Source organism: Stenotrophomonas sp. (genome assembly GCF_035634915.1).
Lineage (GTDB): Bacteria > Pseudomonadota > Gammaproteobacteria > Xanthomonadales > Xanthomonadaceae > Stenotrophomonas.
In genome coordinates this window covers 220,828-240,049 of the sequence record NZ_DASQCB010000023.1, presented here as the reverse complement: position 1 = coordinate 240,049, position 19,222 = coordinate 220,828, and the positions used below count along the sequence as shown (strand labels likewise).

General features: G+C 67.9%; 11 protein-coding genes. 6 read left to right on the top strand and 5 right to left on the bottom strand.

What is annotated here, in order from left to right; all coding sequences use genetic code 11:
* Positions 1-6: 6 nt before the first annotated feature.
* The 3 genes from VER16_RS18450 to VER16_RS18440 all read right to left on the bottom strand — a co-directional run bounded on the left by VER16_RS18450 (position 7) and on the right by VER16_RS18440 (position 4,816).
* On the bottom strand, positions 7-843 hold the full coding sequence (locus VER16_RS18450; protein ID WP_324810574.1) for an ankyrin repeat domain-containing protein: 837 nt from the start codon (positions 841-843) through the stop codon (positions 7-9).
* Between the two features lie 89 nt (positions 844-932).
* Positions 933-3,581, bottom strand: a complete 2,649-nt coding sequence (locus VER16_RS18445) for a PAS-domain containing protein (RefSeq protein ID WP_324810571.1) — start codon at positions 3,579-3,581, stop codon at positions 933-935.
* 68 nt (positions 3,582-3,649) lie between these two features.
* Positions 3,650-4,816: an OprO/OprP family phosphate-selective porin gene (locus VER16_RS18440; protein WP_324810568.1), complete on the bottom strand. Its 1,167-nt coding sequence runs from the start codon at positions 4,814-4,816 to the stop codon at positions 3,650-3,652.
* Positions 4,817-5,142: 326 nt separating this feature from the next.
* Here VER16_RS18440 and VER16_RS18435 point away from each other — a divergent pair, with 326 nt between their 5' ends.
* Both VER16_RS18435 and VER16_RS18430 read left to right on the top strand, forming a co-directional pair.
* The gene (locus tag VER16_RS18435) at positions 5,143-6,486 is read left to right on the top strand and encodes a dicarboxylate/amino acid:cation symporter (protein WP_324810566.1); all 1,344 of its coding nucleotides are present in this window, start codon (positions 5,143-5,145) and stop codon (positions 6,484-6,486) included.
* A gap of 230 nt (positions 6,487-6,716) precedes the next feature.
* Positions 6,717-9,008, top strand: a complete 2,292-nt coding sequence (locus tag VER16_RS18430; RefSeq protein ID WP_324810564.1) for an NADP-dependent malic enzyme — start codon at positions 6,717-6,719, stop codon at positions 9,006-9,008.
* Positions 9,009-9,207: 199 nt separating this feature from the next.
* On the opposite strand, the gene VER16_RS18425 is transcribed toward VER16_RS18430, so the two are convergent.
* Entirely contained in the window at positions 9,208-9,942 is a 735-nt protein-coding gene (locus tag VER16_RS18425; protein ID WP_324810561.1) for a basic secretory protein-like protein, read from the bottom strand.
* A gap of 8 nt (positions 9,943-9,950) precedes the next feature.
* Complete coding sequence (locus VER16_RS18420; protein WP_324810558.1) at positions 9,951-13,301, bottom strand: GH92 family glycosyl hydrolase; 3,351 nt, start codon at positions 13,299-13,301, stop codon at positions 9,951-9,953.
* Between the two features lie 415 nt (positions 13,302-13,716).
* Here VER16_RS18420 and VER16_RS18415 point away from each other — a divergent pair, with 415 nt between their 5' ends.
* The 4 genes from VER16_RS18415 to VER16_RS18400 all read left to right on the top strand — a co-directional run bounded on the left by VER16_RS18415 (position 13,717) and on the right by VER16_RS18400 (position 19,205).
* Positions 13,717-16,458, top strand: coding sequence for a TonB-dependent receptor plug domain-containing protein (locus VER16_RS18415; protein WP_324810556.1), 2,742 nt, complete (start codon positions 13,717-13,719; stop codon positions 16,456-16,458).
* A gap of 109 nt (positions 16,459-16,567) precedes the next feature.
* The gene (locus VER16_RS18410) at positions 16,568-16,765 is read left to right on the top strand and encodes a zinc-finger domain-containing protein (RefSeq protein ID WP_079223205.1); all 198 of its coding nucleotides are present in this window, start codon (positions 16,568-16,570) and stop codon (positions 16,763-16,765) included.
* A 12-nt stretch (positions 16,766-16,777) separates the two neighbouring features.
* A complete protein-coding gene (locus VER16_RS18405; RefSeq protein ID WP_324810553.1) occupies positions 16,778-17,893 on the top strand; it encodes a glycosyltransferase in 1,116 nt (371 codons plus the stop codon).
* Positions 17,874-19,205 (top strand): O-antigen ligase family protein, encoded by a 1,332-nt coding sequence (locus VER16_RS18400; RefSeq protein ID WP_414716075.1) that lies wholly within the window; start codon positions 17,874-17,876, stop codon positions 19,203-19,205. The genes VER16_RS18405 and VER16_RS18400 overlap by 20 nt, the downstream gene beginning before the upstream one ends.
* Positions 19,206-19,222: the final 17 nt, after the last annotated feature.

Genomic DNA, 19,222 nt, shown 5'->3' with positions numbered 1-19,222 from the left:
TGCCTGTCAGGCGCTGAGGGAACGCAGATCGATGCAGGGACGCACGCGCTCCGTGCCATCCCACTCGGCGGGCAGGCCCACGCTGGCGAAGGCGTCGACGATGGCCTGGCCGATCTGCTCCATGGCGGCGCTGTCGGGCGGGACCCAGAAGCCAATGGCCAGATCACTGGTGCGCTTGGCGCGCTTCATGTCATCGCCGGAATAGAAGCAGAAACCCTTCAGGCCGGCAGCGATGCCGCCGCGTTCAACGAAGTGCTCATGGGTGTCGTCATGGCCGTCGTCCTGGGTATCGCCCTGGGCGTGGGCAGTCACGATGTCTGAGGCTTCCAGAGCCGCGAACGCCGCATCGATCCTGGCCCTTGCCAGTTTCCACGCAGCAGCGGACATCTTCCGGTCCGGCTTGCGCACGATGACCTGGGGAAGGGCGTGGCCGGTCAGCGCGGAAAGCAAGGCCTTCACCTGCGGTGACCAGGCGTTCTCCACGGTGTGGTTGCCATGTGCGTCGCACACATCGGGCTGTGCACCGGCATCGATCAGCAGCTGCACCGCCTCGGGCCCTTCCGGCGAAAACTCTGCCGCCAGGTACAGCGCTGTGCGTCCGCCCGCACCGATGTGCTCCAGCGGGCTGCCGGCATCGATCAGCAGGCGCAGGGTGGCCAGGGTGTCCTCCATCGGAGCACAGTCCTGGCTGGATGCGGCCCTTTCCAGCGCCGTGAACCCAAAGGCATCCACCGCGTGTACGTCCGCATCGGCCGCGAGGAAGGCCGCGGTGGCGTCTGCGTTGGCGTTCCAAGCTGCTTCAAAGATATCCGCGGGAATTTTCACCTTCGGGGACTTCTGCATGCTCAGTGATCCTTGCACGGCTAGGGGGCGATTGTAAGCAATGCAGCCGAGCGTGGGCTCGGCTCTACGTTTAGCGACCTGCGCTTCCTCTACCCCCGGTGCCGCAACAGCATCTGCGTCATCAACGCGCGCAGCGCCGGTGGCCGCACCGGCTTGGGCAGGAAGCCCCAGCCCTGTTCGGCGGCATGCGCCTTCAGCGCGTCATCGCGCTCGGCGGTCACCAGGATCACCGGTGGCCGCGCCTGCCACAACGTGCACAGTGCCTCGTACAGATCCGGGCCGTGCCATTGCCCCATGCGCACGTCCAGCAGCAGCAACTGCGGCACATTCAGTGCACTGGCGATCTCCAGCGCACCCTGCGGGCCATCGGCCAGCTCGACGTTGCAGCCCCAGCGCTCCAGCAGCGCGCGGGTGGCCGCGCATACGCGCGGGTCGTCATCGATGCTCCACACCCGGCACTGCCGCAGCGGGCTGTCGTCGGACGGCTCGGCGGCCAGCACCGGCGGCGGTGCCGGCGCAGCCACATCGTCGGCATGCCCCAGCGCTACGCTCACCGCGAACACGCTGCCCTTGCCCAGGGTGGAACGCAGGCTGATGCGGTGGCCCAGCAGGCGGCCGATGCGTTCGACGATGGCCAGGCCGAGGCCGGCGCCGCGTTCCTGTTCGACGCCATCGTTCAGGCGGCGGAACTCTTCGAAGATCTCGCCCTGCAGGCTTTCCGGAATGCCCGGGCCCTGGTCATGCACTTCGATGCGCAGCTGGTCGCCCACGCGCCGACAACCGATCAGCACGCGCCCGCGCGGGGTGTAGCGCAGCGCATTGGACAGGAAGTTCTGCAGGATGCGGCGCAGCAGGGCTTCATCGCTGACCACCACCGCGCGGGTGTCGACCCAGTCCAGCTGCAGGCCACGGCTCTGCGCGGCGATGCCGAACTCGCGGGCCAGGGTTTCCAGCAGCGGCGACAGCGCGAAGGCGTGCACGCGGGTCTGCAGGGAGCCCGATTCCAGCCGCGAGATGTCCAGCAGGCTGTTGAGGATGGCGTCCTGCGCGGCCAGCGCGGCATCGACATGCTCGCTCAGTTCGCGTGCTTCGCCACTCAAGCGCGCGCGCAGCACCGAAACGAACATGCGGGCGGCGTTGAGCGGCTGCAGCAGGTCGTGCACCGCCGAGGCGACGAAGCGGGTCTTGTAGCGGTTGGCCTGTACGGCTTCGCGGCGTGCTTCGTCCAGGTCATGGGTGCGTTCGGCCACGCGGTGTTCCAGCGCATCGGCCAGCGAGCGCAGTTCACGCGCGGCGTTCTTGTAGCTGGTGATGTCCGCGTAGCTGGTGACGAAGCCGCCATCGGGCAGGGGATTGCCGCGGATCTCCAGCACCGTGCCGTCGTCCTTCTCGCTTTCGCGCATGTGCGGGCGGCCGCTGCGCAGGTGGTTCAGGCGGCGCTCGATGGCCTCATCAATGGGGCCGGGACCGAGCAGGCCGCGGCGGGCGTTGAAACGGAACAGCTCCTCGATCGGCCGGCCTACTCGAACCAGCCCCGGCGGGAAGCGGAACAGTTCGATGTAGCGCGAATTCCACGCCACCAGGCGCAGTTCGCGGTCGATGATGACCACGCCCTGCGGCAGGTGCTCGAGGCTGCGGCTGAGCCCGCTGTCGGCATCGGTGGCGGCCTGCAGCAGGCCGTCCTGGGCGGTGCGCAGTTCCTGCGCGTGCTGCTTGAGCAGGGTTTCCAGCTCGCTGCGGCTGCGCTGGCGGTGCCGCGACAGGCGCCGGCGCTGCTGCACGAACAGCACCAGGAAGCCCAATGCCAGCCACACGGCGGCACCGGCCATGGCCGCGGCGCGGCCGGCGCTGGATGCGCCGCCGGCATCGTGCAGCAGGTGCAGGCTCCAGTCTTCGTCGGGCAGCGGCAGGGTCTGCCACAGCATCGCCTGCGGCAGCGCTGGGTCGAGCAGGCGCACCATGCGCCCGCCATCGGCCAGCACGTCCTCGGTGCGCACGCGCAGCGGCTGCAGCGAACGGTCGGCGTACTGGCGGGCATCAAGCATCTCGCGGCGCTCGTCAGCGCCCAGCGGGCGCAGCAGGCGGTAGCGCCAGGCATCGCGGTTGGCCAGGAACACCACGTCGTGGTTGTCGCTGGCCAGCACCACATCGGGGCTGCCCAGCCATTCCTGTTCCAGCGCCGACAGTTCGATCTTGATGACGATCACGCCGATGCGCTGGCCTGCGCCATCGACGATCGCTTCGGACATGAAGTAGCCAGGCACGTTGGTGGTCATGCCGATGCCGTAGAAACGGCCGCGGCCATGGGCCATCGCCTGCTGGTAATAGGGGCGGTAGGCGTAATCCTCGCCCACGTTGCTGGCGGCCTCGTTCCAGTTGCTGGCCGCCACGGCCACGCCATCGCGGCCCACCAGGGTCAGGGTGGACGTGCGGGTGACCTGGTTGGCCCGCTGCAGTTTGAGATTCAGGCGCTGCCGTTCGGCCGGGGTCAGCGGCGCACGCAGGGCCTGCTGCAGGTCCGGGTCCAGCGCCATCACCTGCGGCAGCGTGCCGAAGCGGTCGATGCGCTGCTGCAGGCCTTGGCCGTACAACTGCAGCTGCCGCTGCACCTGGTTGCTCTCGGCGGCCAGGGCGCGCCGCCAGGCGAAGTGGCCGGCGGCGATCGCGCACAGCATGGTGCCACCGACCATCACCGCGATGGTCAGCAACAGCATCCGGTGGCGGCTGAGCCAGTACATGGCGGCAGTCTACGCAGGGCCGGCGGGCGTGGCATGCACGCCCGCCGGTTTCTGCTCCGTGGAAGGGATCAGAAGTGCATCTGCGCGCGCAGTTCGAAGATTTCCGGGGTGCTGTGCACGCCGCGGCGGCTGGCATCGACCTTCACGTAGTTCGCCTGGAACTTGAAGTGGCTGGTCAGGTACCAGTTGGCGCCCACGGTCAGGTCGTGCTGGCGGCCGCCGAGGATGCTGCCATCGTCCAGGTCGATGCGGCTGTAACGGGCCAGCAGCTCGACCGCGCCGTAGTCGTGGGCCGGCTTGATGTTGGCCACCGCGCCGGCGCTGTACGGGCGCGATTCGCCGGTCAGCACCCAGCTGGCCATGGCGTACTGGCCGCTGCCGGTGTAGTCGGGCAGGCCCTTGCGGGTCACCGTGGCCTGCAGGGCTTCACCCTGCAGCGAGAACGGACCGCGGATCCAGATGCCTTCCAGGCCGGTGCGGCGGATCTGGTCGGCGGTGACCAGGGCACCGGAATCGACCAGGCGGATGTCGGTCAGGCCGGCTTCCGGGCGCGCACGCAGGCGGGCGCTGGCGTCGTGGTGCACGTCGCGGCCGTCGCGGTAGCCACGCGGGTTTTCCTGCGAATAGGCCAGGCCCAGGTGGACCACGTCGCCCGGTGCCTTCACCGGGGTCCAGACCGCACGCACGGCCTGCATGGTGCCGGGGTTGTCACCCTGCAGATCCTTGCCGCCGTAGGCGCCGGCCTGGAGCAGGTACTGCGGGCGTTCCAGCACCCATTCGGCGCCGGTGCGGCGGGCGGCGTAGAAGGCCTGCACGGGCAGGGCGACTTCCATGAAGCTGCCGGCGCGCGAGGAGGTGTTGCCGTCCAGGCCGACCGGGGTCTTCATGTAGCCGAAGCGGAAGCGGCCGATGTCATTGCCGAAGAAGGCCTTGCTCTCGAAGCGCACGAACACGTCCAGCCAGGTATCGGACTGGAAGTCGTAGTACACCATTGCGTCATACACGCCCTTCTTCTTCAGGGTCGCGCCGAATTCCTTGCGGCGCACGGCGTCATCGTCTTCGATGCCGCTGCCCGAGGAAAAGTCGTTGGAGTCGTAGGCGATGTTGGCGGTGGCGGCCAGTTCGGTGCCATCGCTGAAGGCGTACTTGGTGGGCCAGTTGTCGAAATCGGCGGCAGAGGCGAAGGCGGGCAGGGCGGCCAGCGACAGGGCCAGCAGGGTCGGAATGGGGCGCATGGTGGTGCGGCTCTCTCTCTCAGAATGCGTGTGGACAGGACAACAGCGGCCGCGATGGCCGGAACTTTCGCAGGGGCGCGGCCGAGGCGTCAGATCGGGCCAGCGGCCTCCCCGAGGGGCGGCGGTGCGGCGCCAGTGTAGGCACCCGGGGCAGCTGAACCGGGGGGCTAGTACCAATAGGTTATCTGCGGCGGCGTGCCCGGCGCGTACAAAGGCGTCCATTGGACACGCCCGCGCCTGCCGCGCCGGTCGTGCCCAGATCCACGGAGACGGTCCCGCCAACACGGGAGCCGTATGCGCAAGAACCGCCCCTTCCGGAGTCCGCCATGCACATCCCGACCACCGCACCGGTACCCAGCAAGCCGTTGCCGCTCTACCGCCAGCTGTATTTCCAGGTGATCGTGGCGATCATCCTGGGCGCCGTCCTCGGCCACTACGAGCCGCTGATCGGCGAGAAGATGAAGCCGCTGGGCGATGCCTTCATCAACCTGGTGAAGATGATCATCGCGCCGGTCATCTTCCTGACCATCGTCACCGGCATTTCCGGCATGACCCACCTGCGCACGGTGGGCCGGGTCTTCGCCAAGGCGATGGCCTATTTCCTGTTCTTCTCCACCCTGGCCCTGATCGTGGGCATGATCGTGGCGCACGTGGTGCAGCCCGGCGCGGGCATGAACATCAATCCGGCCGAGCTGGACCAGACCGCGGTCCACAGCTACGTGGAGAAGTCGCACGACCTGACCCTGGTCGGCTTCCTGATGGACGTCATCCCGAAGACCCTGATCAGTGCCTTCGTCGATGGCAACATCCTGCAGGTGCTGTTCGTGGCCGTGCTGTTCGGCATCGCGCTGGCCTCGGTGGGTGAAAAGGGCAAGCCGATCGTGAACTTCCTGGAAGCGCTGGTCGCTCCGGTGTTCAAGCTGGTGCACATCCTGATGAAGGCCGCCCCGATCGGTGCCTTCGGTGCCATCGCCTTCACCATCGGCAAGTATGGCGTGGGCTCGCTGATCAACCTGGCCTGGCTGGTGGGTTCGTTCTACCTGACCGCCTTCCTGTTCGTGGCCGTCATCCTCGGGTTGGTCTGCCGCCTGTGCGGGTTCTCGGTGTTCAAGCTGGCCCGCTACCTGAAGGCCGAGCTGCTGCTGGTGCTGGGTACCTCGTCCTCCGAATCGGCGCTGCCGTCGCTGATGGAGAAGATGGAACGCGCCGGCTGCAGCAAGTCGGTGGTCGGCCTGGTGGTCCCCACCGGCTACTCGTTCAACCTGGACGGCACCAACATCTACATGACCCTGGCCGCGCTGTTCATCGCCCAGGCCACCAACACCGAACTGACCCTGGGCCACCAGATCGCCCTGCTGCTGGTCGCCATGCTCAGCTCCAAGGGCGCGGCCGGCGTCACCGGTGCCGGCTTCATCACCCTGGCCGCCACCCTGGCCGTGGTGCCGGAAGTGCCGGTGGCCGGCATGGCGCTGATCCTGGGCGTGGACCGCTTCATGAGCGAATGCCGCTCGCTGACCAACTTCATCGGCAATGCGGTGGCCACCGTGGTGGTGTCGCGCTGGGAAGGCGCGCTGGACCGCGACCGCCTGAAGCTGGCGCTGGATGGCCGCGAAAGCGAGCTGCCGGCACCGGTCGACGCCGTGCCGGAGGCACTGCCGGCCAAGGGCTGATCCAGGTGTGTGGTACCGCGGGGCCGGTCACGTGAGTGACGCGGCCCCGCACTGTTTCAAGGCGTCCTCCGGCTGTCTTGGCCAACGCCGAAGCTGGATCCCCGGACCAGTCGCATACGGCACGGAATTGTGCGGTCGCAGCATGGTTGCGACAGGATTGCGACAGGTCCAGACCCTCCAACGGGGGTATCATCCCCTGTCCCCCCTGCCCATTCATTAAATCCACGTCGATGTCCAACGAAGATTTCAAACAGGCCGCCCTCGATTACCACCGGATGTCCCCGCCGGGCAAGATCAAGGTCTCTGCAACCAAGCCCATGCTGACCCAGCGCGACCTGTCGCTGGCGTATTCGCCGGGCGTTGCGTACGCCTGTGAAGCGATCAAGGCGGACCCGCAGCAGGCCAGCGAGCTGACCGCGCGCGGCAACCTGGTGGCGGTCATCTCCAACGGCACCGCAGTGCTGGGCCTGGGCAACATCGGCGCGCTGGCCGGCAAGCCGGTGATGGAAGGCAAGGGCGTGCTGTTCCAGAAGTTCGCCGGTATCGATGTGTTCGACATCGAAGTGGACGAGACCGACCCGGACAAGCTGGTCGACATCATCGCCTCGCTGGAGCCGACCTTCGGCGGCATCAACCTGGAAGACATCAAGGCCCCGGAATGCTTCGTGGTCGAGCGCAAGCTGCGCGAGCGCATGAAGATCCCGGTGTTCCATGACGACCAGCACGGCACGGCGATCATCGTCGGTGCAGCGGTGCTCAACGCCATGGCCATCACCGGCAAGAAGATCGAAGAAGTGAAGCTGGCGACCACGGGCATGGGCGCCGCCGGCATTTCCTGCGTGAACATGCTGGTGCAGCTGGGCCTGAAGCCGGAGAACATCCTGGCCTTCGACCGCGAGGGTGTCATCCACACCGGCCGTACCGACCTGGACCCGGAAAAGCAGCGCTATGCGCGCGACACCGACAAGCGCACCCTGGCCGAAATCGTCGACGGCGCGGACATCTTCCTGGGCCTGTCGGCCCCGGGCATCCTGACCGCCGAGATGGTCAAGACCATGGCGCCGGATCCGGTGATCTTCGCCCTGGCCAACCCGACCCCGGAAATCATGCCGGAACTGGCGCGCGCCGCCCGTCCGGACGCGATCATCGGCACCGGCCGTTCGGACTACCCGAACCAGGTCAACAACGTGCTGTGCTTCCCGTACCTGTTCCGCGGCGCGCTGGATGTCGGCGCCACCGCGATCAACGAGGAAATGAAGATCGCCTGCGTGCGCGCCATCGCCGCGCTGGCCCGCCGTGCGGCCACCGACATGGGCTCGGCCTATGGCGGCGATACCCCGAGCTTCGGCCGTGAATACCTGATCCCGCGTCCGTTCGACCGCCGCCTGCTGGTGGAGCTGTCGGCCGCCGTGGCCCAGGCCGCGATGGATTCGGGCGTGGCTGCCCGTCCGATCGCCGACATGGGCGCCTACCGCGACAAGCTGGCCCAGTTCGTCTACCGCACCAGCCTGATGATGAAGCCGGTCTACGACCGTGCGCGCAGCGACAAGCAGCGCGTGGTCTACGCCGAAGGTGAAGAAGAAGTGGTACTGCAGGCCGTGCAGAACGTGGTCGATGACGGCCTGGCGCACCCGATCCTGATCGGCCGCCCGGAAGTGATCGAATCGCGCATCGAGCGCCTCGGCCTGCGCCTGAAGATCGGCGAGAACATTGAAGTCACCAACATCAATGACGACCCGCGCTTCAACGAGTACTGGCAGTACTACCACGGCCTGACCGGCCGCCGCGGCGTGACCGTGGCCGCGGCGAAGAACCTGATGCGTTCGCGCCCGACCCTGATTGCCGCCGTGATGGTCGCGCGTGGTGAAGCCGATGCGATGCTGACCGGCATCGTCGGCCGCTTCCACAAGAAGCTGGGTTACGTGCGCAGTGTGCTTCCGCTGGAATCGAAGGTCACCTCGACCTCGGCGATGACCGGCGTGATCAACCAGCAGGGCGTGTTCTTCTTCGTGGACACCCACGTGCAGGAAGACCCGACCGCCGAGCAGCTGTGCGAGGCGACCCTGCAGGCCGCCTATCGCATGAAGCTGTTCGGCATCGAACCGAAGGTGGCGCTGCTGTCGCACTCCAACTTCGGCAGCCATGATTCCAAGGATGCGCTGAAGATGCGCCAGGTGCGCGAGCTGCTGCTCAAGCGCAACCCGCGTCTGAACGTGGATGGCGAAATGCAGGGCGACACCGCGTGGGACGAAGCGCTGCGCCAGAAGCTGCTGCCGGGTTCGACCCTGCAGGGCCGGGCCAACCTGTTCGTGCTGCCGAACCTGGAAGCGGCCAACATCGCCTACAACCTGGTGCGCGTGTTCACCGACGGCGTGGCGATCGGTCCGATCCTGATGGGCGTGAACAAGCCGGTGCACATCCTGACCACCAGTGCGACCTCGCGCCGGATCCTGAACATGACCGCGATCGCCGCGGTGGATGCGCAGATCCGCAAGCAGCTGGAAGCGGAAAAGAAGGCGTAAGTCTTCGTTCCCGCGACAGCTGCAGAAGCGCGCCCCACGGGGCGCGTTTCTGTTTCCGCACAGCGCAAACCGGTAGAGTCGACTGTCAGTCGACTGTTCTTTCTTTCCGGCATCGAAACGCCCGCGCTTCGCGCGTAGTCGACCAACGGTCGACTCTACCCGGTCGACTTCATCTGGTTGGTATCGATCCCGATCGCCGTCAGCGCTTGCCGCGGCGTGCCGGTGCCGCTGTCGATGCATCCGCGCGTGGCGCGGCGTACGCGCTCCACAGCGCAGGCAACGCCTTGCCGGTGCGGGCCTGCCACAGCGCCGGAGTGTACTGGCCGGCACGCAGGGCCTTGTCCAGTGCCAGCACCAGGCCGGGGTGTTCACCCTCGGCCCACTTCAGGAAGGCGCCGGTCACGCGGTAGCCGCTGTCGAAGGAATGACCGGCCTTGACCACCGACGGCAACGTCCAGCCTGCGGCGGCGTTGTCGACGCCGTAGCGGTCGCGCGCGTAATCGGCAATGCCTTCCACCAGCCAACCCGGCACCTGTTGATCGCCATAGCTGGGGTAGCCCTGCACGATGTGCATCGCCTCGTGGGTCACCAGATCCACGTCATCCGGGTGCTTGGCCAGCCAGCCCGGATTGATGGTGATGGTGGCCGCTTTTTCCTTTTCGCCCACATAGGCCACGCCGTCATACCCGGTGTCGATCACGATGCCGACCTGGGTCGGTGCCGTCGGGTGGAAATCAGCCCGTTCGCGCAGGTAGGCCGAGAAGAACGTCTCGATGATGCGCGCGCGCATCGGTGCGTCCAGCGCGTCGGTGGCGTCGGTGTAGTGCAGGGTCACGCCCTGGCGTACCTCGGTGGCCTCCACCGCATGCGCGGACGTGGCGGCGAGGGCAGCGACCAGCGCCGCGGCGGACAGCAACAGTCGGGAAGCAGTCATCTTCATCCTCAACGGGTCTGGACGGGAGCCGGTGCAAGCAGTTCGATTTCAGCCAGGGCCAGGCGTCCCGGCGCGCCAAGGCGCAGGCGGTACTCGGCATGCTGGCCAGGCGTGGCGATGCGGAACGGGCGGGTCTGGCGGGCCGAATCAAAGGTTTCGCCACTGCGTTCGTCCAGCACAACCCACTTGCCACCCGAACTGCGCGCTTCCAGTGTCCAGCTGCCGCCACGGATCGCAGCGTCACCGCTGGTCAGCGTGTACATCGTCGGCGCGCCATCGCCCACCGCGGTCAGTGCGATGGTGGCGCCCGCGCCCAGCGGCACGGCCGTGGTCGCATCGTCGTCCAGCAGCGCAGGCACGGCACGGCCATCGGCCAGCGCCGCGCGGGCACCGTTGCCGAGCAGGTCATGCAGCATCTGCGGGCGCTGGCCCGGCGCGGTCAGCGAACGCGGCACATCGTCGGCACCGGTGCCCCAGCGCGACGGCTGAGGGCCCATCACGAAGTCCAGCGTCGCGCCCTTGGCGATCACTTCATGCGGCACCCAGGTCCTGGTCCACGGCTTGCCGTTGATCTTCAGCGACTGCACGTACACGTTCTGCGCCGAGTTGTTGGCCGCATTGACGGTCAGCACCGCGCCGCCCTGCAGTTCCACCCGCGCATGCTCGAAGGCGGGCGAACCGATCACATACTCCGGCGCGCCCATGCGCAGCGGGTACAGGCCCAGCGAGGCCAGCACGTACCACGCCGAGGTCTCGCCGTTGTCTTCATCACCCGGGTAGCCCTGGCCGATCTCGCTGCCGACATACAGGCGCGACAGGATCTCGCGCACGTGCTGCTGGGTCTTCCACGGCTGCCCGGCGTACAGGTACATCCACGGGATGTGGTGCGCCGGCTGGTTGCTGTGCGCGTACATGCCCATGCGCACGTCGCGCGCCTCGGTCATTTCGTGGATGGTGCCGCCGTAGGAACCGGCCAGCGCCGGGTCGGCGGTTTCCGGGGTCGAGAAGAACGTATCGAGTTTGGCGGCCAGCTTGTCGCGGCCACCGTACAGCGCCGCCAGGCCCTCGCCGTCGTGCGCGGCGGTGAAGGCGAACGTCCAGCCGTTGGATTCGGTGTAGTCGTAGCCCCACACGCGCGGGTCGTAGTCCTTGGCATCCAGGCGCCAGCTGCCATCTTCCTTGCGGCCCTGGAAGAAGCCGGCGGCCGGGTCGAACAGGGTCGCATAGCCCGCCGCGCGGTAGCGGAAGTAATCGGCCTCGGTGCTGTAGCGCTCGCGTTCGGCGGCGCGGGTTGCGCGCTTGGCCAGGGCCTGCGCCATGTTGGCGATGCCGAAGTCGTTCAACGCGCCTTCCATCGTCCACGACATGCCTTCATGCACATCGGCGCTGGCGTAGCCGCGGAAGGTCGAACGGTCCATGCCCTTGCGGCCGACATGACGGTCCGGCGGCACCACGGTGGCGTTCTTCAGCGCGGCGGCGTAGGCCTCGGCCGGGTCGAAGCCACCGATGCCCTTCAACCACGCATCGGCGAAGGCCACGTCCGAGCTGGTGCCGACCATCAGGTCCGCATAGCCCGGCGAGGACCAGCGGGCGATCCAGCCGCCGGCGCGGTACTGCTCGATGAAGCCCTGTACCAGCTTGCCGGCATCGTCCGGGGTGAACAGCGCGTAGGCCGGCCAGGTGGTGCGGAAGGTGTCCCAGAAGCCGTTGTTGACGTACACCTGGCCATCGCGCACCGGCGCAAAGCTGCGGCTGGCGCTGCCATCGGTGTTGTGGTCATCGGCGCTGGCCTGGCTGGCATAGCGCCAGTCGGGCGCGGCCGCCGTGCCGGCATTTTCATGGCCGGAATTGGGGTACAGATACAGGCGGTACAGGCTGGAGTACAGCGTGGTCTTCGCATCGTCGCTGGCATTGCCGATGTCGAAGCGGGCCAGGCGTTCATCCCACGCGTCCTGCGCGCGGCCGGCCACGCTGTCCAGCGTATCGGCGGCGGCGATTTCCAGGTCCAGGTTGTGCCGCGCCTGCTCGACCGAGATCAGCGAGGTGGCGATGCGCATGGTCACCTGGCGGTCGCTGCCGGCATCGAACTTGATGTAACCGGTGGGGCGGCCGGTGTCGATGCGGCCGCTGCTGCGCCACGGCTTGTCGAAGCGGGCGACCACGTACATGCGGGTGGCGCCGTTGGACAGGCCGCTGCGGGAATCCGTATAGCCGCTCAGGGTCTGCGTGGCCGCATCCAGGCTCAGGCCGCCACGCGCATCGACGTTGTCGAACAGCAGGTTGGCATCACCGCCCTCGGGGAAGGCGAAGTGGAACAGTGCGGCGTGGTCGGTCGGCGCGATGGACGCGGCGATGCCGTTGTCGAAGCGCACGTCATAGCGGTACGGGCGCGCGCTTTCGTGGCTGCGGTCGAAGGACAGCGCACGCTTGCCACGGCCGGCCTCGGGCACGCCACGGCTGGCCGAGGGCATCACCTGGAAGGTCTGGCGGTCGCCCATCCACGGGCTGGGCTGGTGGCTCAGTGCCAGCGCCTGCAGCTGCGGACGGTTCTTCGCATCGTTCTGCTCGTTCCAGCGATACAGCCAGTTCAGCGCGCCGGCATCGGTCACCGGGGTCCAGAAGTTGAAGCCATGCGGCACCGCCGTGGCCGGGAAGTTGTTGCCGCGCGAGAAGGTGCCGTTGGCCTGGGTACCGCGCGTGGTCAGCACCCAGTCCGAAACCCGCTGCGGCACCTTGCGCGGCTGTGCATCCAGGCGCACGTCGTCGATCCAGCCGGAGACCGGTGCGCCCTCGGCACTGGCCGCCTCCAGCTCGATGGCGACCACGCGGCGGCCACGCAGCGCCGGCACATCGCCCAGGCGCACGGCCTTGCGTGCCCACTGCTGCGGGTACAGCGTCTTCGAATCGCCCTGTGCCTGTGCGCCGAGGGCGATGCCGTGCTGGTCGCGCACGCTGCTGGCCGACACGCGGCTGCCGTCGTCCAGGCGCAGGTCCAGCGATACGTAGGTGGAGGCCACCGTGTCCTTGCCGACGATCTCAGGCAGTACCAGCCAGGACAGCGTGGTATCGGCGTCGATGGCCACGTCGGTGCTGAACAGTTCGCGCCGCGCGCTGCCACCGCCGGCCTGGTAGTGCAGGGCGCGCAGGCCGCTGTAGCCGACGTTGCGCTTGGCCGCATAGGGCTCGGCCGGGCCGTTGCCGATCTGCACCTGCAGGGCGCCGCCGGCCTTGGCCGGTGCCGGTTCGCCCGCCTCGAACGAGGTCTGCAGGCCCTGCGCCAGTGCAGGCAGGGCGGGGGTGGCGCAGGCCAGGGCGAGGGCAAGCGGAAGCAGGGCGCGGCGCGGATCGGACAGGGTCATGCAGGGTCTCCCGGTAGGGCAGGCGGCAGGCAGAACCCGCATCGGCACGCACCACGGCCAGCATCGCGCCCGCCGCCCGGAGGGCAGGGGAGAGGGGGCGATGCCGGTCCGGTGGGGGTCGGGCCATGCGATCGGGTCGGGGTAGGAATCGTCCGATCCTGCCTCAGCCCATTGCCGCCTGACAAGTGCAATTAGTTCGATCCAAATCCGGCAAAACCGTTTCATTTCAAATTATTGACAGGTTGCCTTGGATCGATTTAAAAGTGGCCAGCTCACCCCCTGTACCGGAATGCCCCGCATGTCCTGATCCGGGCCGGCCCCCGCCGCCCGCCGTTGCCCGCCACTGCCGTCCATCCACGACCTTCCCGTCCGCCCCCCACCGGCTGGACCGTCATCCGCCTCTGGAGAGAGCTTGATGAAACCCCGGTTGTTGTCGTTGTTGATGTCGTCGTTGCTGTTGTCGCCGCTTGCCGCCCAGGCCCAGTCCACCCCAGCGGAGGAGGGCACCGATCCGCCGCGCACCCGCGACCTGGATGCGGTCACGGTCACCGGCTCGCTCATTCCGCGCGCGCAGGTGGAGGGCCCCTCGCCGGTCACCACCATCACTGCCGAGCAGATCCAGGCACAGGGTTTCACCACCGTGTTCGACGCGCTGCGTTCGCTGCCGGTGTCGAACGGCTCCGTGCAGGATTCGCAGGGCACCGGCTTCTACACCCCCGGCGCCAAGACCATCAGCCTGTTCGGCCTGGACCCCAGCTACACCCTCACCCTCATCAACGGGCGGCCGATCAACAGCTACCCGCTGGCCTACAACGGCAACACCAGCATTGCCGATATCGCCAACATCCCGTTGGGCATGGTCGAGCGCATCGATGTGCTGACCGGCGGCCAATCCTCGGTGTATGGCTCCTCGGCCGTGGCCGGCGTGGTCAACATCGTGCTGAAGGACCGCGTGGAAGGCACCCATCTGCGCTACCGCGTGGGCGGCTACAGCCAGGGCGGTGGTTCCAGCCAGCGCTTCAGCGCCAGCAGCGGCCACACCTTCGGCAACCTGGATATCAGCTACGGGCTGGAATACACCAACCAGAAAGCGATCTACGCGTTCGACCGCAGCCGCATCGACAGCGTCAACGACAACCCGACCGGACCGCAGGATCCCTCGCGCACCTTCCTGCGCATGCGCCAGGGGCCCAACGCCTACATCGACCCGGGCGAGGCCACCTGCGCGCCGCTGTCCAACCTGTTCGGCGGCAGCACCGTGTATGCGCACCGCGACATCTCCGGCGGTGGTTACTACTGCGGCAGCCCCGACAACGTCGGTACCGCATCGCTGTACAACGCCAGCCAGGACGTCAACGCCACCACGTTCCTGCGCTACCACCTTAGCGAGGATACCGAGCTGTACTCGGACATCCTGTTCGGCTTCAGCCGGCCCACCTACAGCGGCGGCAGCCCGTTCTGGAACAAGACCTTCTACAACCAGACCAGCGGCCAGTACGAACAGTGGCAGCGCATCTATGCGCCGGAGGAAGTTGGCCTGGATGCCAAGGACCAGCGCGTCTATACGCGCTCGCTGAACGTCACCGCCGGTGTGCGCGGCGTGCTCGGCAGCTTCGACTACGACGTCTACGTCAACCGCTCCAGCACCGATGTCACCCGTAAATCGACCGACTTCCTGGCCAGGAACGGCGTTGACGACTACTACCTCGGGCCGATGCTGGGCATGCAGGACGGCTATGAGATCTACGCGCCGGATCTGTCGCGGCTGTACCAGCCGATCAACCGCGATCAGTACGACAGCTTCAGTGGACTAAACCGCGCCGCATCCAGTGCCTCGCGCACGGCGGTGACCGCTCTGCTGACCGATCGCTCGCTGTTCACGTTGCCGGCTGGCGACGTCGGTTTCGCGCTGATCGCGCAGGGCCAGCGCGAGAAATTCTTCAACCAGTCCGCCGATCCCAACGCGGGCGTGCTGTTCCGCGGGCAGACCGCCGGCACCTCGGCGCAGGGCCAGCGCGACCTGTACGCGCTGGGTGCCGAACTGCAGGTGCCGATCATCGATACGTTCAGTGCCAACCTGTCCGGCCGCTACGACAAGTACGCGCTGCAGGGCGGTGGTGGCAACGGCAAGGCGACCTGGAAGCTGGGCCTGGAATACCGGCCGATCGAATCGCTGCTGCTGCGCGGCAGCTACGCCACTGCGTTCCGTTCGCCGGACATGTTCTACCTCTTCTCGCGCGAAAGCAGCGGCTACACCACCAACACCGATCTCTACCAATGCCGGCAGGCCGGCTACACCTCCGACAACTTCGATGAGTGCGAGCAGTCCGGCCTGCAGGTGCTGTCTTCAAGTACCGGCAACCGCGACCTCAAGGACATCACTGCGCGCACCTTCACCTATGGCGTGGTGTGGTCGACGCTGGACAATGCCCTGACGTTGTCGGTGGATTACAACTCGGTGGTCATCGAGAACGAAGTGCGCATCCTCGGCACCGACAGCATTCTCGACACCGAGGCCAACTGCCGCCTGGGCGTTTCGGAAAACGGGCAGACCCCATTCGACATCAACTCGCCCACCTGCCAGCAGGTGCTGGGACAGGTACAGCGCAAGCCGGCCACCGACCCGCTCAACCCCAACGGCGTGGACAAGGTGTTCTCCTACCCGATCAACATCGCCAGCCAGCGCCAGACCGGCGTGCAGGCGGCGCTGGACTACCGCTGGGGTACGGCGTCGGCCGGCGATTTCACGGTCAATGCCGGCTACTACCGGCCGCTCAAGCACACCACCCAGGACAAGGAAGGCGATCCGGTCTACGACCAGCTGTGCTGCGCCAACTCCAACGAACTGCAGTACCGCGCCACCCTGGGCGTGAACTGGAAGCGCGGGCCGTTCAGTGCCAGCGCCTTCGGCGTGCGCAATGCACCCAGCTGGGACAGCGTGGGCGAGCAGCGCAACATCGGCCCGTGGACCACCTGGAACGCCACGGTCGGCTACCGCATCAACGACCTGGCCAGCCTGCTGCTGACGGTCAACAACCTGACCGACGAAATGCCGCCCATCGACCGCAGCAACGGGAACTGGCCGTATTACGACCAGGGCATCTACAACGCCTATGGGCGTTCGGCCTTCCTGGAGCTGTCGCTGGACTTCCAGTAGGGCGGCCGTTCCCCCGGGTACGCCCGGGGGCTTGAACGGGCAGGGGGCGGCCAGGCCGCCCCAAGGTGCTAGAATCGCAGGCCTCGCAATCCGTTCATCGACACCCGCCATGAGCCATACCGCCACCGCGCCCGCCAACGCCGAAAAGCGCTACACCGTGCACCGCAGCGACCTGCCGCTGAGCTGCCCGACCCCGGAAATGGCGCTGTGGAACTCGCATCCGCGCGTGTACCTGCCGATCGAGGACGAGCCCAACGGCGAAGCGCAGTGCCCGTACTGCGGTTCGACCTTCGTGCTGGCCGACTAAGCAGGCACCTCGATGCGCCGACTGACCGTGGTGCAGTTGCTGCCGGCGCTGCACTCCGGTGGCGTCGAGCGCTCGACCCTGGAAATTTCTGCGGCCCTGGTCGCTGCCGGCCATCGCGCGCTGGTGGTCTCTGCCGGTGGCCGCCTGGTGCAACCGCTGCTGGACAGCGGTGCCGAGCACCTGACCCTTGATATCGGCCGCAAATCGCTGCTGACCCTGCGTCACCTGCCCACCCTGCGGCGGTTGTTTGCCGAGGTCGGCGCGGACATCGTGCATGCGCGCTCGCGCCTGCCGGCGTGGCTGGGCCTGTACGCGATCCGTGCGATGCCCGCCGTGCAGCGACCGCACTGGGTCACCACCGTGCATGGCCTGAATTCGCCCAGCCGCTACAGCGCGGTGATGAGCAGCGGTGAGCGCGTCATCTGCGTGTCCAACACGGTGCGCGACTACGTGCACCGGCATTACCCGACCGTGCCGGCACAGCGCCTGCAGGTCATCCCGCGCGGTGTCGAGGCCAGCCAGTTCCCGCGGGTGGCCCGTGCCGACCGCCGGCCGCGGCTGGCGCTGGCCGCCGATTACCCTTGGCTGGCCTCAGTCGACGGCCCGCTGCTGCTGCTGCCGGGGCGGGGCACCCGCCTGAAGGGCCATGCGCACGCGCTGCAGCTGCTGGCCGACGTGCGCGCGGCCGGCGTGCCGGCGCAGCTGTGGATGCTGGGCACCGACGAGCCAGGGCGCGAAAGCTACGTGGCCGAGCTGCGCCGCCAGGCGGCCGCGCTGGGCGTGGCTGAGGCCGTGCAGATCAGTCCCCCGACCGCACGCATCGCCCAGGCCTACGCGGCCAGCGATCTGGTGCTGCAGCTGTCGGACAAGCCCGAGGCCTTCGGCCGTACGGTGGTCGAGGCGCTGTCGGTCGGCCGTCCGGTGCTGGGCTGGGACCATGGTGGCGTGGGCGAACTGCTGCAGCAGCTGCAGCCCTCCGGTGCGGTGCCGCTGGGCGATGCGCGGGCGCTGGGTGAACGTGCGCTGGCCTTGCTGGCGCAGCCGCCGTCCTTGCCGACCCGTATCCCGTTTACCCTGCAGGCCATGCAGCGTGACACCCTTCGTCTCTATGCCGATCTTGCAGGCTGACGCCACGGCCCTGCCGGGCGATGACCGCGCCGGCCGCTGGGCGCCCTGGTGGGTGCTGGCCTATGTGGCCCTGTGGCCGTTGCCGGGCATCGCCGAGACCGTGCTCGGCCTCGGTGCGGTGTATGCCGCGGTGCGCATGGTCATGCGCCGCCTGCAGCGCCGCCCGCACCTGCTGACGCCCGCCGCGTGGGCGCTGACCTCGATCCTGTTCCTCGGGTACTGGCTGCCGCAGGCATTCTCCGCATTCGATGCGATCGACCCGGCTGCGTCGTGGACCAAGGCGGCCGCTGGCCTGCGCTACCTGCCCTTCATGTGGCTGGTGGCGATCGCCGTGGCCACCCCGCAGCGGCGCCGCCTGATCTTCGGTGGCCTGGCGCTGATCACCGCGCTGTGGACGCTGGATGCGCTGGTACAGGCGGTGGCGGGCACCAGCCCATGGTTCTGGTCGCTGCAGCAGTTGAAGCTGGCCGTCAGCGGTCATGCGCTGTGCCCGGCCGAGGAAATGGCCCTGGCCGACCGCCTCAGCGGTCCGCTGGGGCCGTGCAACCTGAAGTTCGGCCAGGTGCTGGCCAGTCTTTCGCCGTTCCTGCTGCTGCCGGCGGCGCGCCGCTTCGGCACGCCGGGCTGGCTGCTGGCCGGCGCGGCGCTGGCCATCGTGCTGCTGCTGGCCGGTTCGCGCGCGTCCTGGATCACGTTCGCCGTCATCGTCGCCTATAGCGGTGTGCGCCAGCTGGGCTGGAAGCGGCTTGGCCTGCTGGCGCTGGCCGCTCTGCTGGCCGCCGCGGCACTGACCGCCAGCGTGCCGCAGCTGCGCGAGCGCGTGGCGCGCACCGCGATGGCCTGGGACGGGGGCAGCGACGGCGTCGACCAAGCACTGTCCGGACGCGGGCGCATCTGGAGTGCGGCCGGTTGCATGATTGCCGAGCACCCGCTCAACGGCGTGGGCGCGCGCGGCTTCCGCGATGCCTACCCGCAGTGCGTCGGTGACGAGGGGCCCGCAGTATGGGGCGCCGAACCGGCGCTGCACGCACATCAGATCGTGCTGGAGATCCTTGCCGAAACCGGCGTGCTGGGTCTGCTCCTGTGGCTGGCCGCCGTTGCCCAGGCGTGGCGCGCCTGGCGTTTCGCCCCGCCTGCGGCCCGCGACCGTGCACGCCCGGCGATGCTGGCGCTGGCTGCCACCGTGTTTCCGTTCAACACCCACCTGGCGTTCTATTCCGCGTTCTGGGGCGGGGTGACCGTGTTGTTGGCTGCGTTGTTTGTCGGCACCCTGCTGGCCCGGGAACCGGATCCGGTGCCGGACGCGGGGTGATCGCGCATCCACGCATG